The sequence below is a fragment of the Streptomyces sp. SAS_272 genome (assembly GCF_052543235.1).
This window is the reverse complement of record NZ_JBMNDR010000086.1, coordinates 21,217-40,235: the sequence shown is the minus strand read 5'-3', so window position 1 is coordinate 40,235 and position 19,019 is coordinate 21,217. Positions and strand designations below refer to the sequence as shown.

Sequence of the window (19,019 nt, the reverse complement as noted above, 5' to 3'; positions counted from 1 at the left end):
GTGGCCCGAAGGGATTTACCCTTCGGGCCACCCGACCCACTTTAAGAGGTTGTCTCACGTGGCAAGTTCCGCGAGCTTCTTGAGTAGCTTGGGGCGGTGGCCATGGCCAGGCTTCGGCTCTGCCGATCGTTGCGGTCCACGTCCGGGTTCTTGAGGCCACGAGTAGCCCATGGCAGGCTCATGCCGCATGATCGATGAATTCGCGAAGAACAGCCTGCACGAGAGACTGCGGCGGGACCGCAAGGCGCTGCTCTGGAAACTCGACGGCCTGTCCGAGTACGACGCCCGCCGACCTTTGACAGTGACCGGGACCAACCTCCTCGGCCTGGTCAAACACGTGGCCAGCGTCGAGGCCAGGTACTTCGGCGAGGTCTTCGACCGCCCTTCCCCGGAACCGCTGCCCCGGTGGCAGGACCACGACGGCAGCGATCTGTGGGCGGCTGAGGACGAGGCGCGCGATCAGATCATCGAGTCGTACCGGCGCACGTGGGAACACTCAGACGCGACGATCGACGAGCTTGCCCTCGATGCCCCCGGCCACGTGCCGTGGTGGCCGGGGCCTTATTCCAACACGAACCTGTTCGCCATCATGGTCCACGTCCTCGGCGAGACCAACCGGCATGCCGGGCACGCCGACATCCTGCGTGAAGGCGTCGACGGTCGCACCGGGATGCGCCCCGAACACGAGATGCAGATCGATGAGGACGCCCGCAACGCCTACTGCGCGAAGATCGAGCAGGCCGCCAGATCGGCCGCGTCAGTCAAGGCGTAGAAGGCTGTCCCACGTAACTTGATGTTCGAGCGGCATGATGCCGGCTGTGAGTGCTGATCTGTCGAAGCGTCTGGTTCCTGATGAACTCTGGGAGCTGGCCGCCCCGTTACTGCCGTCGTTCGCGGCTCGACCGCAAGGTGGCGGGACCGCTCCGCGTGACGAGCGGGCCGTGTTCACCGCAGTGGTGTACGTGCTGACCAGCGGCTGTGCCTGGCGGCATCTGCCGCCGACGTTCGGCACGTCCTCCGCCACCGCGCATCGCCGCTTCACGGTATGGACCGAGGTCGGCCTGTGGCGTCGGCTGCATCGGGCGGTGCTGGACGAACTCGCGGTCCGGGGCGAGGTGGACTGGACCTCGGCGATCGTCGACGCGGCCTCCGTTCGCGCCAAAAGGGGGGATCGCTGACGGGGTCGAACCCGGTCGATCGCGGCAAGAGGGGCAGCAAGCTGCACGTGCTGTCCGATGCCCAGGGCATCCCCCTCGCCGTCGCCGTGTCAGGTGCGAACATGCACGACAGTCTCGCCCTCAAGCCGCTCATCCTCGGCATACCCGCCGTCCGGTCCCGCCGGGGACCACGGCGGCGCCGACCCGTCAAACTCCGCGCGGACAAGGCGTACTTCTCCGCCGAACACCTCAGCCGGCTGCGCGAGCGTGGGCTCGTCGCGCGCATCGCGCGACCAGGCATCGACTCCGGCGAACGCCTTGGTCGGCACCGCTGGAAGATCGAGCGGTCGATCGCTTGGCTCTTCGGCTACCGCCGCCTGACCATCCGATACGAACGAAAGGGCTCGCACTTCCTCGCCTTCCTCGGCCTGGCTGCTGCCCTGACCTGCTACAAGAAGCTCGCGAAACTTGCCACGTGAGACGCCCTCTAAGTACTGCAACGGTGTTTGCTCTTAGTGCTGGGCAGTTTTCAGGGACTGTGTAAGCGTCGTTTGTAGTAAGCCCTTTCCAACCTCCCGCGTCTGCTGGGCAGTTGGCCTGACAGACGGGTGAAGCCCCTGGTAGATGGGTTTTCGACCAAGAGAACCGTCTCCACCAGAGGCTTCGCATGCTTGTCTACTCGTCCGGCGTCGACGTGTCCAGCTCTGCCCTCCGCTTCCTCGCCGCCCGCCTGAGGGAACGTCGGCGCACTCTCGGCACCCGATGGCGGCGCCTGAGTGCGGGCCGGCAGGCCCTGCTCACGCTCGCCCACCTGCGCAACGGCCAGCCCTATGCCCAGCTTGCGGCCGGTTTCGGGGTCAGCACCACAACCGTCTACCGGTACGTCAACGAGGCCGTCGAGCTCCTGGCTGCCCTCGCCCCCACGCTCGCCGAAGCAGTACGGGCCGCGTCGATGAAGGCGTTCGTGATCCTGGACGGGACGCTTCTCCCGATCGACCGGATCGCCGCCGACCGTCCCTTCTACTCAGGCAAACACAAGAAGCACGGCATGAATGTGCAGGTCATCGCGGACCCGAAGGGTCGTCTCCTGTGGGCTTCACCGGCCCTGGCCGGGGCCGTCCATGACGTTCGGGCCGCCCGCGAGCACGGCATCATCGACGCCCTCGCCGAGGCCGGCATCAACTGCTGGGCGGACAAGGGCTACCAGGGCGCAGGCGGCACAGTCCGTCACCCTTACCGCGGCCGGTGGGACCGCCTCTCCGCTGGTCAACAGGCCGTCAATCGGTCCCATGCGAAGATCCGGGCACTGGTCGAGCAAGCCATCGCTACCCTCAAGTCCTGGCGGCTCCTCCGTAAGCTCCGCTGCTCGACGACCCGGATCACGAGCCTCGTCCAGGCCGTCCTCACCCTCCATCTGGCCAGCTCAGACTGAGGATGAAAAAGGCTCAGTGACTGTGGCGGGCTTGGTGTTGGCGTCTGCGGCGCCATGTGGACCAGCACAGGATGGGTCGATCGGCGCTGGTCGACGGTGGGTGAGACGGGTGATCAGGCGTCGTTTCTCGGCGAGGCTGAGATGGATGAGCTGGGAGGATCCGTTTTCTGCTTTGTCCGTGTCCAACGCTCGGGCGCGCAGGACGGTCAGGCAGGCGGGGGCGGCCATGGCGAGGGTCATGTGGCGGTGCCAGCCGGGGTATCGGCGGACCTGGTAGTCGTCCAGGCCGCATTCTTGCTTCGCGGTCTGGAAGCACTCCTCCACCGCCCAGCGGCTGCCGGCGATGCGGATCAGCTGGTCCAGGGTGGTCTCGGCGGGGCAGTAGGCGATGTAGTAGGAGATGTCCTCGGGCCTGCTCACGCTGCGGCGGGCGATCACCCAGTGTCTGCGGTCTTCGCGGTGGAAGGGCCTGACCTCGACGCGGGCCCAGTCGTAGATCCGTCGGCCGTGTGCTCCCTCGCCGCAGGAACGGCCCTTCCACTTCTGCCGTGGCAGGCCGGAAAACAGGTCATGGACAGGATGGTCGAGTGCCCAGCGGGTGACGACGGTGTCGTGCCAGGTGGTGGCCATGACATAGAAGACGTCGGCCTGCTCGACTTCGAAGCGCCAGCCCTTGCTGAAGCCGTAGGCCGCATCCGCGGTCACCCACCGGAACGGTATCTTCTGCGCGGTGGTCCTTCGGACCGTCGCCTTGGCCACGGCCCCCTTCGTCTCGAACGCGATCGTGTCGTCGATGCCAGCCCGCCGGCAGCGTTCGCGGTCGTCGGGCCACGATGGGGGCAGATACAGTCGGCGGTCGACCAGTGTGCGTCCGCGGCCGGTGGCGTAGGCGAGGAAGACGCCGGGAGTTCTCGGTATGGGGCCCGCGGTGCCGGAATGCTGACGCACGACCCCTGCCGAGCGGGTGCCCTTCTTCAGAAAGCCTGTGCCGTCGACGACGAGCACCGCTTCGCGGTCACCCAAGTTGTCGACCACGTAGCGGCGGACGTTATCGAGGACCTCGTTGGCGTCTGACTCGAGCCGGTTCAGCATCCGCTGGATACGGTCCGGGCCGCCATGGCCAGCCTCCTCGACCAGGGTCCAGCCGTTCTTGCGCTCAAGCGGAGGGGTCAGGCCCGCATATAGGCAGCGCCGACTCCCGCGGCTCCGACCGGCTGAACAGGTGCGCGAACCGCCTGTGCACCGTATCCAGTTCACTCGCCCACACCCGCACATCAGCAAAGTCCCCACCCATACCCACACCAACGACGAACCTGGCCAGCAGTCGCGGTAGACACCGTTGCAGTGCTAAGCCCAGATACAGAGGCGACCAGGACGGCAACCGTGTCGAGGTCGTTCAGCCCTTCGCCGGCACCGGCGCCGCCGTCGTCGCCGTTCGTCACTCCGAGAACCCGGCGGGCCCGGTCCTCACCCTTGAGCCCGCCGGGTTCTCGGTGTTTCTGGAGTGGGTTACAGCCGCTGGATGATCGTGCCTGTTGCCAGGGCGCCGCCTGCGCACATGGTGATCAGGGCGAACTCCTTGTCGGTGCGCTCGAGTTCGTGCAGGGCCGTGGTGATCAGGCGGGCGCCCGTAGCGCCGACCGGGTGGCCGAGGGCGATCGCGCCGCCGTTGACGTTGACCTTGGACAGGTCGGCGTCGAAGACCTTCGTCCAGCTCAGCACCACTGACGCGAACGCCTCGTTGATCTCGACCAGGTCGATGTCCTTCAGTGTCATGCCCGCCTTGCCGAGCACCGCGCGGGTCGCGTCGATCGGGCCGTCCAGGTGGAAGTGGGGGTTCGCGCCCACCAGGGCCTGGGCGACGATCCGCGCCCTCGGCTTCAGCTTCAGGGCCTTCGCCATCCGTTTCGACGCCCACATGATCGCCGCCGCGCCGTCGCTGATCTGGGACGAGTTGCCGGCCGTGTGGATCGCCGTCGGCATCACGGGCTTGAGGCCCGCCAGGGCCTCCGGGGACGTGTCGCGCAGGCCCTCGTCGCGGTCGACCAGGCGCCACATGCCCTGGCCGGCGGCCTGTTCGTCCTCCGTGGTGGGGACCTGGACGGCGAAGGTCTCGCGCTTGAAGCGTTCCTCCGACCAGGCCGTCGCCGCCCGGTTCTGGGAGAGGACGCCAAGACCGTCCACGTCCTCCCTCGTCAGGCCGCGGTGTCGTGCGATGCGTTCCGCCGCCTCGAACTGGTTGGGGAGGTCGACGTTCCACTCGTCCGGGAACGGTTTTCCCGGGCCGTGCTTGGAGCCCGAGCCGAGCGGGACGCGGCTCATCGCCTCGACGCCGCAGCTGATGCCGACGTCGATCACGCCCGCCGCGATCATGTTCGCCGTCATGTGCGAGGCCTGTTGAGAGGACCCGCACTGGCAGTCGACCGTTGTCGCCGCCGTCTCGTACGGCAGGCCCATGGTCAGCCAGGCGGTGCGGGCGGGGTTCATGGACTGTTCGCCGGCGTGGGTCACCGTGCCGCCGACGATCTGTTCGACGGCGTCGGCCGGGATGCCGGTGCGGCCGAGGAGTTCGCGGTAGGTCTCGCCCAGGAGATAGGCGGGGTGCAGGTTGGCGAGCGCGCCGCCGCGCTTGCCGATGGGGGTGCGGACTGCTTCCACGATCACGGGTTCGGCGGCCATGGGTGCGGATCCCTTCGGAACTAGTACGTGTTCTAGTTCTGCTGTGTGCAGTCTGCTGACGTGATGTGCGTCACCGCAAGGGTCTTGCAGCCTCGAGGCTCCTGAACTACCTTCTCGGCAATCTGTTTCTGATGACACGTCAGATTCTGCGGATGCCGACGTAGCCGGCGTCGTCAGATGGCTGGAGCCGCCGATGCACTGTCCAGCGCTTCCCGACGGGTTCGACTTCACCGACCCCGACCTGCTGCAACACCACGTGCCCCTGCCCGAGTTCGCCGCGTTGCGGCAGGCCGAACCGGTCCGCTGGATCCCGCAGTCGGGCAATGTCGCCGGCTTCCAGGACGAGGGGTACTGGGCGGTGACCCGGCACGCGGATGTGAAATACGTGTCCACGCATCCCGAGCTCTTCTCCTCCTACCTCAACACCGCGATCATCCGGTTCAACGACCGCATCGAGCGCTCCTCCATCGACGCCCAGCGGTTCATCCTGCTGAACATGGACCCGCCCGAGCACACCCGCGTGCGGCAGATCGTGCAGCGGGGGTTCACGCCGCGGGCCATCCGGGGGCTCGAGGAGCGGTTGCGGGCGCGGGCCGTCGGCATCGTCGAGCGGGCGCGTGAACAGGGCGGCGGCTCCTTCGACTTCGTCACCTCCGTCGCCTCGGAGCTGCCGCTGCAGGCCATCGCCGAGCTGATCGGCATCCCCCAGGACGACCGCGCGAAGATCTTCGAGTGGTCCAACAAGATGATCGCGTACGACGACCCCGAGTACGCCATCACCGCCGAGGTCGGCCAGCAGTCGGCCGCCGAGGTGATCGCGTACGCCATGAACATGGCCGCCGAGCGCAAGCAGTGCCCCGCCCAGGACATCGTCTCCACGCTGGTGGCCGCCGAGAACGAGGGCAACCTGAACTCGGACGAGTTCGGGTTCTTCGTCCTCATGCTCGCGGTGGCCGGAAACGAGACGACCCGCAACGCCACCACCCACGGGATGCACGCCTTCCTCACCCACCCCGAGCAGTGGGAGTTCTACAAGCGCGAACGGCCCGGCACCGCCGCCGAGGAGATCGTGCGGTGGGCCACCCCCGTCGTCGCCTTCCAGCGGACCGCCACCCAGGACACCGAGCTCGGCGGCAAGCTGATCAGGAAGGGCGACCGGGTCGGGATCTTCTATGCCTCCGCCAACCGCGATCCCGAGGTGTTCGAGAACCCGGACTCCTTCGACGTCACCCGCGATCCCAATCCGCATCTCGGGTTCGGCGGGGGCGGACCGCACTTCTGCCTCGGCAAGTCGCTCGCCGTCCTCGAGATCAACCTCATCTTCAACGCCATCGCCGACGCCATGCCCGGCATGGAGCTGGTGGGCGATCCGCGACGGCTGCGGTCCGCCTGGATCAACGGGGTGAAGGAGCTGAGGGTCAGTCCGGGGTGACGGCCGCCCGCGGTCTGTTCTCGCCCGCGGTCGGTCCTGGTCCGCGGTCGGTCCCGGTCTGCGGTCGGTCCCGGTCTGCGGTCGGTCCTGGGCCGTGGTCAGTCCCTGTCGGACACCGTGACGGCCAGGGCCGCCGACGTCGTGGCGGCCAGCAGCAGCGGAATCGCCAGGTCGGCGTGGAGCACCAGGGCCGCGCCGAGCACCGCGCCCGAGAACATCGCGGCCACGGCCGCCGTGCGGCGCGGTGACCGCCGGCCCGAGCCGTCGCCCGCCCAGGAGTCGGCGGCCAGGCCGGTGAGCGTCATCGTCACGACGGTGGTCGTGGTGATGCCGGGCACCTGCAGTTTGCGGACCGTCGCGTTGCGCAGGCCCATGGCGTACGCGGTCAGCGTGATGACCGTGTAGACGGTGACCGGGGCGTCGTCCGAGGTGGCGGCCGCCACGGCGGCCGAGACCGCGAGGAGCAGCGCCTCGGTGACCAGCATCGCCCGCGCCGGTGCGCGGCGTGAGCCGTCGCCCAGCCGCCGGGCGATCCGGCCGCCGGTCGCGGCGCCCGCCAGGAAGAAGGCGAGCGACGTCGCCGTGTGCGGGACCGAGAAGCCCGGGGCGCCGGCGGCTGCGAAACCCAGCACCACGACGTTGCCGGTCATGTTGGCGGTGAAGACATGCCCCAGGCCGAGATAGGTGACCGCGTCGATGAGGCCGCTCATGGCGGTCAGGACGAGGAGGACGGGGGCCAGACGGACGCCGCCGCGTACTCCCGGTTCCGTTGCGGGTTGTGCAGGCCGTGGGGGCTGTGCGGGTTGTGAGGGCTCCGGGGGTTCTGCCGGGGGCTCGGTTCCGGTCATCCGCTCAGTGGAGCACGGCGACGTGAGAAAACGCCGAAGGCGACGGCCCGGGGGATCGGGGGCCGCCGCCTTCGACGCGTATCGGGGCGCTGCGAAGCGCGGTCGCACGGTGAGGCTCAAGCGGTTGGCGCAGGTGGCGCAGGTGGTGCAGGTGGTGCGGTCGGCGTGGCTCAGTACCAGCCGTTGGCCTGCCAGAAGGTCCAGGCGCCGACCGGGCTGCCGTAGCGGGAGTTCATGTAGTCCAGACCCCACTTGATCTGGGTCTTGGCGTTGGTCTTCCAGTCGGAGCCGGCCGTGGCCATCTTGGAGCCGGGCAGGGCCTGGACGAGGCCGTAGGCGCCGGAGGAGGCGTTGGTGGCGTCGACGTCCCAGCCGCTCTCGTGCTTGACGATGTTGGAGAAGGCCTTGTACTGCGCGGCGTCCGGGATCATCTTGTGCGCGATCGCCTGGGCCTTGGCGGCGGAGGGCGCGGACGTCGTCGCGGCGTGGGCCGGAGCGGCGGACAGCGCCATGCCCGCGGCGGCGGTGGCCACGGCGATGCCGGTGAGGGCCTTCTTCGGGGAAGCGATGCGACGGATGACGGAGACGGACACGAAGAACCTTTTCTTTCGGGGACGGTGGCGGTCGCCTGCATGCCGGAGTCACGCGGTGCGTGGCACGTACCGCGTGGTGTGCGGTGGGTGGCTGCATGCCGCGGCGCCGAGGCCCGTGGGCTCGTCGGCGCCGTGCGACGTCATCCAGAGAAACAGGATCGGACGCTGTCCGCAAAGACCCCTTTTGCTAGTGGACGTCGTATGTCGGGGATCGGGCGGCGGTGTGACCTGGCTCTCAATATGCAGGTCAGGCCCTCTAATGGCATGCCCATGGCACCCGATTTACCCGACTAGGTCGAATAGTAGGTGATGTGGGTCATGTGGGGTGGTTCACCGGTCAACGGTGCTCGGAGGGCGTCCGAGGGGCCTCGAATGTGACCGCGGTCTCGAAGGCGGCCCGGCGGGTGGCTCTGCGCAGCGCCTTCAGCACCGCCGGACCGAGCGTGCACGTCAGCAGCACTGTGACCAGCGCTCGCCCCAGGTCCCAGCCCAGCGAGGTCGCCACGCAGTACGCCACGAAGCGGGCCAGGTTCGCCGGGACCGTCCCGTCCGGATCGAAGGCGACGCCGGAGGCCAGCGCGCCCATGAACGGCCAGCCGGCCAGATTCATCGCCGTGCCGTAGGCGAAGGCGGCCAGAAAGCCGTAGGCCGACAGCAGGAGCAGTTCCGCACGGCCGCGAAGCCGGTCGCCGCCCGGCAGCAGGCCCGCGCCCATCGTGAACCAGCCCATCGCCAGCATCTGGAACGGCATCCACGGTCCCACCCCGCCGGTGAGCAGCGCGGACGCGAACATGGTCACCGAGCCGAGGACGAAGCCGAAGCCCGGACCGAGGACCCGCCCGCTCAGCACCATCAGGAAGAACATCGGCTCGATGCCCGCCGTCCCCGCGCCGAGCGGACGCAGCGCGGCGCCCGTCGCCGCCAGCACGCCGAGCATCGCCACCGCCTTCGCGCCCAGTCCGGACTCCGAGATCGTCGCCGAGACCACCCCCACCAGCAGCACCAGCAGGCCCGCGAAGAGCCAGGGGGCGTCCTGCGCGTGGGCGTTCAGCGTGGAGGAGGGCGGGGCCAGGAAGGGCCAGCCGAAGGCGACCACGCCCACCGAGCCGACCAGCGTCAGCGCGGCGAGGGAGCGCGGCCCGAGCCGTACGGGACGGGGAAGCCGCCCGGCTCGGGGAGTCTGCCCGGCTCGGGGACGCCCTCCGGTTCCGGGTCGCCGCCCGACGCGAGGACGCCGTCCGGTTCCGGGTCGCCGCCCGATGCGAGGACGCCCTCCGGTTCGGGTCGTCATCGCAGCGCCTCCCTCACCTGCGTGACCGTGAGCCACCGCTGCGGGGCCAGGATCTTCGTCACCTGCGGGGCGAAGGACGGCGAGGAGACCACGATCTCGGCCGTCGGGCCGTCCGCGATGACCTCGCCCTCGGCGAGCAGCACGACCCGGTGGGCCAGTTCCGCGGCGAGCTCCACGTCGTGCGTGGCCAGCACGATCGCGTGACCGGACGCCGCCAGCCCGCGCAGGACGGCGACCAGGCGGGCCTTCGCCGCGTAGTCCAGGCCGCGGGTCGGCTCGTCGAGGAGGAGGAGCGGCGGGCGCGCGGTGAGAACGACCGCCAGCGCGAGCGTGAGGCGCTGTCCCTCGGAGAGGTCGCGGGGGTGGACGCCGTCCCCGATCCCGGGCAGCAGCTCCGAGACCAGGGTGCGGCAGGAGCCGGGCTCGGCCCCCGCGTCCCGGTCGGCGGCCGCGCACTCGGCGGCGACCGTGTCGGCGTACAGCAGGTCGCGCGGCTCCTGCGGGACCAGTCCGACGCGGCGGACCAGGTCGCGGGGCGAGGCGCGGTGCGGGACGGCGCCCGACACGCGGACCGTCCCGGCGGACGGCTCGACCAGGCCCACGAGCGCGTTGAGCAGCGTCGACTTGCCCGCCCCGTTGCGGCCCATGAGAGCAACGGTCTCGCCGGGCGCGACGGTGAGATCGACGCCGCGCAACGCCTGGACGCCCGCCCGGCGGACGCCCAGGGAACGGGCCTCGGCGGGGGGCGCGAGGGCGGTGGGCGCCTCGGGAGAAGGGGGCGGGGAAGGGGCGCGGCGCAGGAGGCGGAGGCCCCGGAGCCGCGCGGACGGCGTCTGCGCCGGGGACTCGGCGCCGGGTGCCTGTGCCTGTGCCGCTGTCTTTGCCGGGGACTCGACGACCGGTGCTGGCACGGGTACAGGTTCCGCTGTCGCTGTCGCTGTCGCTGTCGCTGTCGCCGGCCCGGCGTGAGTGGCGTCGCGCGCGTCGCCGTGCGCGTTGCCGGTGTCTCGGAGCGCTTCCCGCGCGGCGAGGCGTTCCCGCAGGCCGGCGGCCCTTCGTCGGGCGTCGCGCACGGTCAGCGGCAGCGGCGACCAGTCCGCCAGCCGGCCCAGGGCGACGACCGGCGGGAACACCGGGGACACGGCCATGACGTCCGCCGGTGCGCCGAGCACGGGGGCCGCACCGGGGGCGGGCAGCAGGGCGACCTGGTCGGCGTACTGCAGGACGCGCTCCAGCCGGTGCTCCGCCAGCAGCACGGTCGTCCCCAGGTCGTGGACCAGCCGGAGCAGGACCGCGAGGACCTCCTCTGCGGCGGCCGGGTCGAGCGCGGACGTCGGTTCGTCGAGGACGAGCACCCGGGGGTGCGGGGTGAGCACCGAGCCGATCGCGACGCGCTGCTGCTGGCCGCCGGAGAGGGTGGCGATGGGGCGGTCGCGCAGGCCGGCCAGGCCGAGCAGGTCCAGGGTCTCCTCGACGCGGCGGCGCATCACCTCCGGCGGGAGGCCCAACGACTCCATGCCGTAGGCGAGTTCCTCCTCGACCGTGTCCGTCACGAAGTGCGAGAGCGGGTCCTGGCCCACGGTGCCGACGACGTCGGCGAGTTCACGCGGTTTGTGGGTGCGGGTGTCACGGCCGGCGACCGTGACCCGGCCCCGCAGGGCGCCGCCGGTGAAGTGCGGGACGAGGCCGCTGACCGCGCCCAGGAGCGTCGACTTGCCCACCCCCGACGGGCCTGCCAGCAGCACGAGTTCACCCTCGGGGATCTCGAAGTCGACGTCGGCGACGGCGGGTTCGGCGACGCCGGCGTACGTCACGGAGACGTTCTCGAAGCGGATCACGACGGCTCCTCGGACACGAACGCGGGCAGCAGGCCGATCAGGACGGCCGCCGCCGGCCAGAGCGGAAGGGCGGGCGCGGTCAGCGGCACCACGCCGGGGTGCAGGGCCGCCGGGTCGGCGGACGCGGCGACGACGACGAGAGCCGCGGCGGCGACGCCGGAGGCGGCGACCAGACAGGCCCGCGGCGTCCAGCGGTCCGGACGGTACCGGGTGCGCGGGGAACGGCGGCTCCCCAGGCGCAGCCCGGCGAGGGCGGCGACGACGCCGGCGAGCAGCAGCGGCAGGCCGTAGGCGCCGCCGGCCGCGGTGAGCAGGCCGTACGTTCCCGCGCAGACGCCGAGCAGACCGCCCAGGGTGAGGGCGGCGGTCGTCCGGCGGACGGGGGCGGGTACGTCGGCGGTACGGCCGTAGCCGCGGGCGTCCATCGCGGCGGCCAGGGCCACCGAGCGTTCCAGCGCGCCCTCCAGGACCGGCAGGCCCACCTGGAGCAGGCCGCGCAGACCGCGGTCCGGGCGGCCCCGAAGACGGCGTGCGGCGCGCAGCCGGTGGACGTCCGCGATGAGGTTCGGGGCGAACGTCATGGCGACCACCACCGCCACGCCGATCTCGTAGAGCGCTCCGGGCAGGGTCTTCAGCAGGCGGGAGGGGCTGGCCAGGGCGTTCGCCGCGCCCACGCACACCAGCAGGGTCGCCAGGCGCAGGGCGTCGTAGAGGGCGAAGAGCAGGCCCTCGGCCGTGACCGCGCCGCCCAGCCGGATGCCCTGCGCCCAGCGCGGAAGCGGGACTTCGGGGAGCGTGACGAGGACGTGCGTGCCCGGGATCGGGGAGCCCAGCACGACGACGAAGACGATCCGGACGACCAGCACGGCGAGGGCGAGCCTGAGGAACGCCGCATAGGAGCGGGCCCAGGGCGTGTCCGGGCGGCACACGGCGACGACGTAGGCGGACACGGCGAGGAGCAGGCCGAGGAGGAGCGGGTTGGAGGTACGGGTGGCGGCGGTGCCCAGACCGAGGGCCCAGAGCCACCAGGCGGCGGGGTGGAGTTGCGGGCGGGAGCGGCGGTCAGCCATTCCGGCGCGAACCCCGCCGCCGTGACTGCCACACCGCTGCCGCGGCGAGCACCGCCACGGCCGCCGCGCCGCCGTACACGCCGAGCGACGGGCCGCCGCCGCTGCCGTCGTCGCCGGCCTCGGGCTGGGGCGAGGGCGGCTGCGTCCCTTCTGTCGGCTGCGCCGACTGCGTCGGTTCTGTCGTCCCGTCCGCCGTCCCGTCCGCTGCCCCGTTCGCCGACCCGTTCGTCGAGACCTGCTCCCCGCAGCCCGTCTCCGGGTAGCCGGCGATCGCGCACAGCAGGGCGTTCGTGTCGTAGCGCAGGGGCTTCGCGACGGCGGCGAGCGCCTCGGCCGTCGTCGCGTCGGGGGACACCCGGGCGCACGCCGTGCGCGGTGAGGGCGACGGCGGCGTCTCGCCGCCCGGGGCATCCGCAGCCGTGCCGAAGTCGAGGACCAGCCCCACGCGCTTGGCGCCGTCCTGCGCGGGCGTCCGGGCGCAGATCGCCGCGAACGAGGCCGCGCCGCGCGGCTGCGACGCGTCCTGGGAGTCCGCGCTCACGGCGAACCGGAAGCCCTGCACGTCGCCGTCGGCCGGGCGGGCGGTGGACGGTCCCTGGGTCGCGTACGTCCAGCGGTCGCCGGCGCGGTCCCAGAAGGACCAGTAGCGGTAGCCCGCAGCCTGGGCCGGGCCGGCCGCGCCGACCACGCCGGCCGTCCCGGTGAGGACGAGCGACAGCGCGGCGAGGACGAGGGCGACCCGACGGCCTGTCACAGCTGCCGCTTCCGGCCGCGTGTGCTGATCAGGAATCCGATGCCGATGCCGGCGACGAGGAAGACGCCGACGATCAGCCACACGCTGTAGCCGGAGCCCGAGTCGCTCTTCTCGTCGGCCTTCTCGTCGGCGTCGGCCTCGGCCTTCTTGCCGTCGCCGGCCGGCACGGTGGCCTTGGGGGTCGGGCCCGTCGCGTTGAGCTGGGCTATCAGGTCCGTGCCGCCGAAGGCGCGCGGGTCGGCGCCCGTGGCGTGGGCGGCGAAGAGCAGCTGGGCGTAGGCGGCCGGGCCGCTCTGCTTCGCCCAGGCCGCCGCGTTCTGCCGCAGCCAGGCGAGGGGCTTCGCCGCCTGCTCGGCCGCGCCCTGGGCGGCGAGCGCGACGACCGCGTCGGCGGTGTTGCCGTAGTCGGGCTGGTCCTCGGCGCCGGGCAGGGCCGACGTGAGGTGGCCGGTGGCGGCGACCGCCCGGGCGAGGTGGGCGGCACCGTTGCGGGCGAGGTCGGCCGGGGTGAGCGCGCCGGGCGTGCCGCTGCACACGGGGGCCGCCGAGGTCTTTCCGGCCGTCGCCGCGAAGCCCTCGCCGAGGGCGCCGAGCACGCCCGCCGCCGTCGCGTCCGCGTTGGCCGCGAGGGCGCCCTTCTTGTCCGGCTGGTAGGCGAACGCGCCGCCGCCGTCCCCGCCGCACGGAAGGGCGAGCTTCCCGAGCGCGTCGAGCGGCGACTTCCCGGCCTTCCGCACCTGCGCGGGCTGCTGCCCGGCCGCCGCCAGCGCCCCCGCCACGACGGACGTCGAGTTCGCGTCGCTCGCACCGCCCGCGGAGTAGCCCCAGCCGCCGTCGGCGTTCTGGACGGACTTCAGCCAGCCGACCGCCTTGTCCGCCGCGGCCCGGTGACCGCCGAGGGCGGTCAGCGCCTGGACGGCGGCAGCCGTGCTGTTGGTGTCGGTCATCAGTTTCGCGTCGCAGGGCTTGGCGGGATCGGCGCGGAAGGCGGCGAAGGCGCCGTTCGCGCACTGCTGCCCGGCCAGCCACGCCACCGCCTCGTCGGCGGGGGTGACGCCCACGGTGTGCTGCGCGAGCAGGGCCAGCGACTGACGCCAGACTCCGTCGTAGGTCGGGTCGGAGGTCCCGTACAGCCCGGCGGGCTTCGCCGTCGACGGGACGGGGGACGCAGTGGCGGCCACGGCGGGGACTGCTGCGCCCAGCACGACGGTGGCGGCGGCGAGAGCCGTGGCGCTACGGCGGACGTTCATGATCGGCGGGTGCCTCTCCCGGTCGGGGAGCCGGGCGGCACGGGACACCCCGGCGGCTCGGCTCCGTATGCCTCGACGGTGCCGTGCGACGGCGGGACTGCCGGCGCACGCGAGCCGGTCACGTCCCGTACCGGGCGATCCGGCTCTACGGATCGGGCCTCCCCGGGGCGAGCGAAGCCGAGGCTCGGGGAAGGGCCGGCGTCGGAATTGCACCGGCTTCCCCCTGTACGGGCGTGGACGACGCGGCCACTCTACCGGCAGGTAGGAACCGGTCCGACGGGGTCCCCGGGGACCGTAGATTCATGCTCATGCCAACTGTGGGGAGGCTGCCCGGCTCGGGCCGCACGGCCGATGTGCACGAGTTCTGCGAGGCCCGGGTGCTGCGCCGGGACCGGGAGGGGTGGGGCCGACGCGGTCGCCGAGGCGGCGGTGACGGCGCATGTGCGCACGCACGGCTGCCCGGCGCCGGCCGTCCGGCCCCCCGTCTCGCGCGCCGACCTGGTGAGGGAACGGCTGGACGGTCCGACGACGCTCCAGGCCTTCACGGCAGGCACGCTGGAGGCGGGGGAGAGGGAACTCATCGCACCGGCCGCTGAGTCGGTCAGGTCGTCGACGGTGTAGCGGCGTGCGGGGTCGGTCCTCCGAACGGGAGGAACAGGACCCGCCGTGCCAGCAGCCATTCGCCGCCGACCCGCCGGAACGCGTCCTCGTAGTGGCCGACCTGGACGGGCGGGCCGGCGGGGACGACGCCGCCCGCGTAGCCGTCGATCCGGTGCGTCGAGAAGTACGAGACCGCGTGCGCGGAGTCCGGACCGGTCGCCGTGACGAGGATGTTCGCCATCAGACGGCGGGACAGCCGGTCGGCGGGACGCGAGCCGAAGTACTCCCGCAGGGCCTCGCGCCCCACGACCAGCCGCTCGCCGGCCGGCCACTCCCAGCTGCCGTCCTCGGTGAACAGCGCGGCCACGCCGCCGGGTTCGCCGAGGTCGAGACGGTGGACGAAGTCGACGACGAGGCGCTCGCAGGCGCGTTCGGCGAGCAGGCGCTCCAGAGGGTCCATATGTCTGTCTAACAGGCGCGACAGCGATACGGCGATCGTGTTTTCACCGACGTCACGCCGCGACAGCCGCGTACGTCACCGGATCGCTTCCCGTCACCGCCTCCGCCCGGCCCTGTTTCACGAGTCTGCGCAGATGCGCCTCCGCCTCCGAGACCGCGATGTTGCGGGAGCCGTAGGGGATCTGGTCCCAGGGACGGTTCCACTCCATGCGTTCGGCGACCTGCCAGGCGGTGAGGGGGACGGAGAGGAGGGCCAGGAGGCCGGTGAGGCGGTCCTCGTGGTGGGCGAGCAACTCCCGTACGCGGGAAGGCGCGTCGGTGAAGGCGTGCTGGTGGGCCGGGAGGATCTCGGCGGGGCCGAGGCGGCCGACGCGTTCGAGGGAGTCCAGATAGTCGCCGAGGGGGTCGGTGACGGTGTCGTCGTCCGGGTCCTCGTAGAGGCCGATGTGCGGGGTGATCTCCGGGAGCAGATGGTCGCCGGAGAACAGCCGGCCGTGACCCCCGAGTCGGGCGGGGTGCTCCTCCTCGAGATGCAGGCAGACATGGCCCGGGGTGTGGCCCGGGGTCCAGATCGCGCGCAGCCGGCGGCCGGGGAGGTCGAGGAACTCGCCGGGGACGATCTCCCGGTCGGGGAGGGCGGGCGCCAGGCCGGGCAGTGTGCGGCGGCGGGCCGGAGCCGTGCGCAGGGGCGCGATGTGCTCCTCGGGGGCGCCGGCGGCCGTGAGCTTGTCCGCCATGTACGTGTACCAGCGCTCGGGCTTCGTCCCCCGGGTCCGCCGCACGATCGCGGCGTCCGCCGCGTGCATCGCCACCCACGCCCCGGAGGCCTCCCGCACCTTCCCGGACAGCCCGTGGTGATCGGGGTGGTGGTGGGTGACGACGACCCCGTGCAGGGCCTCGACGGACGTGCCGCACGAGGTCAGTCCCGAGGTCAGGGCCTCCCAGGCGGACGGGTCGTCCCAGCCGGTGTCGATCAGCACCGGCCCGCGGTCGGTGTCGACGACGTACACCAGGGTGTGGCCGAGGGGGTTGTCGGGGATCGGCACCCGCAAGGAGCGGACTCCGCCGCCATGGTCGAACGTGCCGGTTCCGTCGTCGGGTCCGTCCTGACTGCGCTTCATCTGCCCTCCGTCGCCCGACCATCGCCCACTATAACTAGAACTCGTTCCAATGGGTGCTCAAGTCACCGGACGGCGCAGGGCGTTGGGCTGACCGGCGTCGGCGGGCCGTAGGGTCTCCTGGCGTGTCCTGCCGAGCTCTGTGAGGGGGAAGCGAACGAGCGGCCGCCTTCTCCGCACGGCCTGTTCGAAGCTCGGGATGCGCAGGGGATTCCCTTCCGGAGGACGTGGGTGTGATGGATATCGCGAGGAACGCTGAGGGTGCGTCACCTGCTCAGGCCGGCGGACCGCCCGTGACGGACGTCGACTCGGCGCCGGACGGGCCTGCGCGGCAGTCGGTCGGTCGGCCCGACTGCCTGACCGAACGGCAGTGGGCGGGGCTGGCGCTGGGGGTCCTCAAGGGGGTGGCCGACGGGTGCGACATGGCTGAGCTCGAGGGTTCCTGGGCGTCGGATCTGGGGGTCGCCGCACTGAAGGGGCTGCTGGTGCGGCTGGACGAGCTGATGGCGCGGGACGGCGCGTCGGGGGGTTGAGCGGTGCGGAGAAGCCGCTGGTGAGGGCGGGTTCGGTGGCGGCCCTGGCTTAGTGTGACGGGAACTGGTATCAGTTTCTGAAATACCGTCAGAAACGAAGGCAGTGGCCATGGCCGAGCTCGTGGAACACGGACAGCTGTTCATCGGCGGCACGTTGACGGACCCCCTGGGCGATGCCGTCATCGAGGTGATCTCGCCGCACACCGAGGAGGTCATCGGGCGGGTGCCGCACGCCTCGCGGGCCGATGTGGACCGTGCCGTCGCGGTCGCCCGGCAGGCCTTCGACGAGGGGCCGTGGCCCCGGCTCCCGCTCGACGAGCGGATCGCGGTCGTCACCCGGATCAAGGACGGCATCCTCGCGCGTCACGAGGAGCTCGCCCGGGTGATCTCCGCCGAGAACGGCTCGCCGTACTCCTGGAGCGTCCTCGCGCAGGCCCTCGGCGCGATGATGGTGTGGGACTCGGCGATCAAGGTCGCCGGCGACTTCACCTACGAGGAGCGGCGAGACGGCGTGCTCGGCAGGATCCTCGTGCGGCGCGAGCCGGTCGGCGTGGTCGCCGCCGTCGTCCCCTGGAACGTCCCGCAGTTCGTCGCCGCGGCCAAACTCGCGCCCGCGCTGCTCACGGGCTGCACGGTGATCCTCAAGCCGTCGCCGGAGACGCCGCTGGACGCGTACGTCCTCGCGGACATCGCGCGGGAGGCGGGGCTGCCGGAGGGCGTGCTGTCGATCCTCCCGGCGGACCGCGAGGTGAGCGAGTACCTGGTCGGGCATCCCGGCGTCGACAAGGTCTCCTTCACGGGTTCGGTCGAGGCCGGCAAGCGGGTCATGGAGGTGGCCTCCCGCAACCTCACCCGGGTCACCCTGGAGCTGGGCGGGAAATCGGCGGCCGTCGTCCTGCCGGACGCGGACATCGCCACCGCCGTCCCGGGAATCGTCTCGGCCGCCTGGATGAACAACGGCCAGGCCTGTGTCGCCCAGACCCGCATCCTGCTGCCGCGCTCGCGCTACGACGACTTCGCCGAAGCCTTCGCCGCCGCGGCGGCCGCACTGGTCGTGGGCGACCCGCTGGACCCGGCGACCCAGGTCGGCCCGCTGGTGGCCGAGCGCCAGCAGCGCCGCAACCTCGACTACATCCGCATCGGCCAGGACGAGGGCGCGAAGATCCTCACGGGCGGGGGACGTCCGCCGGGCCTGGAGCGCGGCTGGTACGTCGAGCCGACCCTCTTCGGCGACGTCGACAACTCCATGCGGATCGCCCGCGAGGAGATCTTCGGCCCGGTGATCTGCCTGCTGCCCTACGGCGACGAGTCCGAGGCCCTCAAGATCGCCAACGACTCCGACTACGGGCTCAGCGGCAGCGTGTGGACGGCCGACGTCGAGCACGGCGTCGAGATCGCACGCCAGGTCCGCACCGGGACGTACTCCGTGAACACCTTCAGCCTCGACATGCTCGGCCCGTTCGGCGGCTACAAGAACTCCGGACTGGGGCGGGAGTTCGGGCCGGAGGGGTTCGGCGAGTACCTGGAGCACAAGATGATCCACCTGCCGGCGGGCTGGGAGGGCTGAGCTGCCATGGGAGACCGCTGGCACGTCGAGGTGGACCGCTCCCTGTGCATCGGCTCCGCCCAGTGCGTCCATCACGCACCCGGCGGCTTCCGGCTGGACACCGCGCGGCAGTCCCATCCGGCGGATCCGGACATGGACGCCAATGAGCGGGTGCTCGCCGCGGCGGAGAGCTGTCCGGTGGAGGCGATCATGATCACGCTGGTGGGGAACGGCGAGGCGGTCTTTCCGCCTGACGAGTGAGAAATATCCGAATTGGGGGGTTTGATTCTGCTTCGCGTGTTCTATTCTGGTAGTGGCCTACGAGGCGAGTGAGGGAGTTCGACCGGAGTAGCCGACTCGGGCGTGACGCCGTATGACAGGGCATCCGCCGGGGCCGACGTCGACGGACGGACTGAGGG

Annotated in this window: 18 protein-coding genes and 1 pseudogene; 8 read left to right on the top strand and 11 right to left on the bottom strand. The window is 71.5% G+C overall.

Annotated features, from left to right (window positions below; translation table 11 throughout):
* Positions 1-187: 187 nt before the first annotated feature.
* From ACN6LD_RS34365 to ACN6LD_RS34355, 3 genes are all read left to right on the top strand, one after another.
* Complete coding sequence (locus ACN6LD_RS34365) at positions 188-772, top strand: DinB family protein (RefSeq protein WP_319192109.1); 585 nt, start codon at positions 188-190, stop codon at positions 770-772.
* Between the two features lie 46 nt (positions 773-818).
* Positions 819-1,636 (top strand): IS5 family transposase gene (locus tag ACN6LD_RS34360; RefSeq protein ID WP_319192110.1). Its coding sequence is split into 2 segments (ribosomal slippage): positions 819-1,166 and positions 1,169-1,636, totalling 816 coding nucleotides; the frame shifts between segments, so codons are not numbered across the junction.
* Positions 1,637-1,824: 188 nt separating this feature from the next.
* Complete coding sequence (locus tag ACN6LD_RS34355) at positions 1,825-2,589, top strand: IS5 family transposase (protein WP_319198584.1); 765 nt, start codon at positions 1,825-1,827, stop codon at positions 2,587-2,589.
* A 113-nt stretch (positions 2,590-2,702) separates the two neighbouring features.
* Here ACN6LD_RS34355 and ACN6LD_RS34350 read toward each other — a convergent pair.
* A pseudogene (locus ACN6LD_RS34350) lies at positions 2,703-3,883 on the bottom strand (IS701 family transposase).
* Here ACN6LD_RS34350 and ACN6LD_RS34345 point away from each other — a divergent pair.
* Positions 3,804-4,115, top strand: coding sequence for a DUF397 domain-containing protein (locus ACN6LD_RS34345; RefSeq protein WP_445045213.1), 312 nt, complete (start codon positions 3,804-3,806; stop codon positions 4,113-4,115). The pseudogene ACN6LD_RS34350 and the gene ACN6LD_RS34345 sit on opposite strands and share 80 nt — an antisense overlap.
* Here ACN6LD_RS34345 and ACN6LD_RS34340 read toward each other — a convergent pair.
* Positions 4,099-5,268, bottom strand: a complete 1,170-nt coding sequence (locus ACN6LD_RS34340; protein WP_319197139.1) for a steroid 3-ketoacyl-CoA thiolase — start codon at positions 5,266-5,268, stop codon at positions 4,099-4,101. The two genes, ACN6LD_RS34345 and ACN6LD_RS34340, sit on opposite strands and share 17 nt — an antisense overlap.
* 193 nt (positions 5,269-5,461) lie before the next feature.
* Between ACN6LD_RS34340 and ACN6LD_RS34335 the strand changes: the two genes are divergently transcribed.
* Positions 5,462-6,700: a cytochrome P450 gene (locus ACN6LD_RS34335; protein ID WP_445045211.1), complete on the top strand. Its 1,239-nt coding sequence runs from the start codon at positions 5,462-5,464 to the stop codon at positions 6,698-6,700.
* Positions 6,701-6,798: 98 nt separating this feature from the next.
* Here the strand turns inward: ACN6LD_RS34335 and ACN6LD_RS34330 are convergent, their stop codons facing one another.
* The 9 genes from ACN6LD_RS34330 to ACN6LD_RS34290 form a co-directional block, all read right to left on the bottom strand.
* On the bottom strand, positions 6,799-7,548 hold the full coding sequence (locus tag ACN6LD_RS34330) for a YoaK family protein (protein ID WP_445045210.1): 750 nt from the start codon (positions 7,546-7,548) through the stop codon (positions 6,799-6,801).
* 170 nt (positions 7,549-7,718) lie between these two features.
* Positions 7,719-8,141 carry an aggregation-promoting factor C-terminal-like domain-containing protein gene (locus ACN6LD_RS34325; protein WP_319197133.1) on the bottom strand — a complete coding sequence of 141 codons (423 nt, stop codon included), beginning with the start codon at positions 8,139-8,141 and terminating at the stop codon, positions 7,719-7,721.
* A gap of 337 nt (positions 8,142-8,478) precedes the next feature.
* Complete coding sequence (locus ACN6LD_RS34320; protein ID WP_445045212.1) at positions 8,479-9,261, bottom strand: ECF transporter S component; 783 nt, start codon at positions 9,259-9,261, stop codon at positions 8,479-8,481.
* A 167-nt stretch (positions 9,262-9,428) separates the two neighbouring features.
* Entirely contained in the window at positions 9,429-11,270 is a 1,842-nt protein-coding gene (locus ACN6LD_RS34315) for an ABC transporter ATP-binding protein (RefSeq protein WP_445045209.1), read from the bottom strand.
* Positions 11,267-12,340 carry an energy-coupling factor transporter transmembrane component T gene (locus ACN6LD_RS34310; RefSeq protein ID WP_445045208.1) on the bottom strand — a complete coding sequence of 358 codons (1,074 nt, stop codon included), beginning with the start codon at positions 12,338-12,340 and terminating at the stop codon, positions 11,267-11,269. Before ACN6LD_RS34310 ends, ACN6LD_RS34315 begins: the two co-directional genes overlap by 4 nt.
* Positions 12,333-13,094 (bottom strand): SCO2322 family protein, encoded by a 762-nt coding sequence (locus tag ACN6LD_RS34305; RefSeq protein ID WP_445045207.1) that lies wholly within the window; start codon positions 13,092-13,094, stop codon positions 12,333-12,335. The genes ACN6LD_RS34310 and ACN6LD_RS34305 overlap by 8 nt, the downstream gene beginning before the upstream one ends.
* Positions 13,091-14,344 (bottom strand): prenyltransferase/squalene oxidase repeat-containing protein, encoded by a 1,254-nt coding sequence (locus tag ACN6LD_RS34300; RefSeq protein ID WP_319197539.1) that lies wholly within the window; start codon positions 14,342-14,344, stop codon positions 13,091-13,093. The genes ACN6LD_RS34305 and ACN6LD_RS34300 overlap by 4 nt, the downstream gene beginning before the upstream one ends.
* Before the next feature lie 601 nt (positions 14,345-14,945).
* On the bottom strand, positions 14,946-15,404 hold the full coding sequence (locus ACN6LD_RS34295; RefSeq protein ID WP_445045206.1) for a nuclear transport factor 2 family protein: 459 nt from the start codon (positions 15,402-15,404) through the stop codon (positions 14,946-14,948).
* 52 nt (positions 15,405-15,456) lie between these two features.
* Positions 15,457-16,524 (bottom strand): MBL fold metallo-hydrolase, encoded by a 1,068-nt coding sequence (locus tag ACN6LD_RS34290; RefSeq protein ID WP_445045205.1) that lies wholly within the window; start codon positions 16,522-16,524, stop codon positions 15,457-15,459.
* 290 nt (positions 16,525-16,814) lie between these two features.
* On the opposite strand from ACN6LD_RS34290, the gene ACN6LD_RS34285 reads away from it, so the two are divergent.
* The 3 genes from ACN6LD_RS34285 (at position 16,815) to ACN6LD_RS34275 (ending at position 18,861) form a co-directional block, all read left to right on the top strand.
* Complete coding sequence (locus tag ACN6LD_RS34285) at positions 16,815-17,054, top strand: hypothetical protein (protein WP_319191740.1); 240 nt, start codon at positions 16,815-16,817, stop codon at positions 17,052-17,054.
* A 109-nt stretch (positions 17,055-17,163) separates the two neighbouring features.
* Positions 17,164-18,621, top strand: coding sequence for an aldehyde dehydrogenase (locus ACN6LD_RS34280; RefSeq protein WP_445045204.1), 1,458 nt, complete (start codon positions 17,164-17,166; stop codon positions 18,619-18,621).
* A 6-nt stretch (positions 18,622-18,627) separates the two neighbouring features.
* Positions 18,628-18,861: a ferredoxin gene (locus ACN6LD_RS34275; protein WP_057583134.1), complete on the top strand. Its 234-nt coding sequence runs from the start codon at positions 18,628-18,630 to the stop codon at positions 18,859-18,861.
* Positions 18,862-19,019: the final 158 nt, after the last annotated feature.